This is a genomic window from Variovorax paradoxus NBRC 15149 (genome assembly GCF_001591365.1).
GTDB classification, from domain to species: Bacteria; Pseudomonadota; Gammaproteobacteria; order Burkholderiales; family Burkholderiaceae_C; genus Variovorax; species Variovorax paradoxus.
Genome location: NZ_BCUT01000016.1, coordinates 1 through 1,146 on the forward strand (window position 1 = coordinate 1; position 1,146 = coordinate 1,146).

General features: G+C 65.5%; 1 protein-coding gene. It reads right to left on the reverse strand.

The window, feature by feature from the left end:
- Positions 1 to 1,043, reverse strand: a 1,043-nt coding sequence (locus VPA02S_RS31165; protein WP_062367370.1) for an IS110 family RNA-guided transposase, incomplete at its 3' end; no start/stop codon positions are given.
- Between the last annotated feature and the right edge of the window lie 103 nt (positions 1,044 to 1,146).

The window sequence follows — 1,146 nt, forward strand, 5'->3', positions numbered from 1 at the left end:
GGTTTGGTACTGACGTGGTGCGCATCGAAGGGCCGGCCCCGTGCGAACACGGCCCACAGAATGCGTGCGTTCTTGTTGGCCAACGCCACCACGGCCTTCTGCCAGCCGCAGCGCTCGCGCAAGGCCTGCACCCAGCGCGAGATCGGGTCGTCGCGCCTGTGCGCCGTCAGCACTATCGACTTGGCCCCCTGGATCAGCAGCGTGCGCAGGTACGCGTCGCCGCGCTTGGTGATGCGCCCCAGGTTGTTCTTGCCCCCGCTGGAGTTCTGTCGGGGCGTCAGGCCCAGCCAGGCGCCGAACTGTGCACCGTTCTTGAATTGCTTGAAGTCGCCCACGGTTGCCACCACCGCGGAGGCCGTGACCGGTCCCACGCCCAGCAACTGCTCGGCCTGGCGCACCTGCTCGCTGGCCTTGCCGTGCGCGGCAATGCGCTCGTCGCACCAGCGCAGGTGCGCATCGAGTTCCTGCCACTGTGCATACGCTCTGTGCAGCGCCAGCCGGGCAAGGCCGCCGAGTTCATTGCCAGCGTCTTCCATCACATCGGGAAGAACCTGGCGCAGCGCCTCGGGGCTTTGGGCGAACACCAGCCCGAACTCCGCCAGCAGGCCCCGAATGCGGTTGATGCAGGCGGTGCGGTCTGCCTTGACGCCCTCGCGCAGGCGGTGAATGCACAGCATGCTTTGCTGCTCCACGCTCTTGATCGGCACGAAGTGCATGTGCGGGCGCGAGGCGGCCTCGCAGATGGCGGCAGCATCGTTGGCGTCGTTCTTGCCGCTCTTGCCCTGCAGGCGATAGGCCACGACGTGCGCGGCGGCGATGATGCGGGCATCCAGCCCCAGGGCGAGCAGCTTGCGCGCCCAGTAATGCGCACTGGAGCTGGCCTCCATGGCGACCAGGCAGCCCGCGGGCAATTGCGCGCACCAAGCCAGGAATTTAGCGCGCGGCAATGCACGCCCCGTAACGCGCACGCCGGCCGCGTTGACCGCAAAAACCTCAATGACGTGCTTTGCCAGATCGATGCCGACTCGGGTAATCTCGTTCATGGGGCTTCTCCTTCCAAAGGTTTCAGATTGACTTCGCAAATCAATCTTGGCACTCGATGCCGTGACCAGGAAGCGAGAAGTCCCTTCGCATTCATTTCGCTGC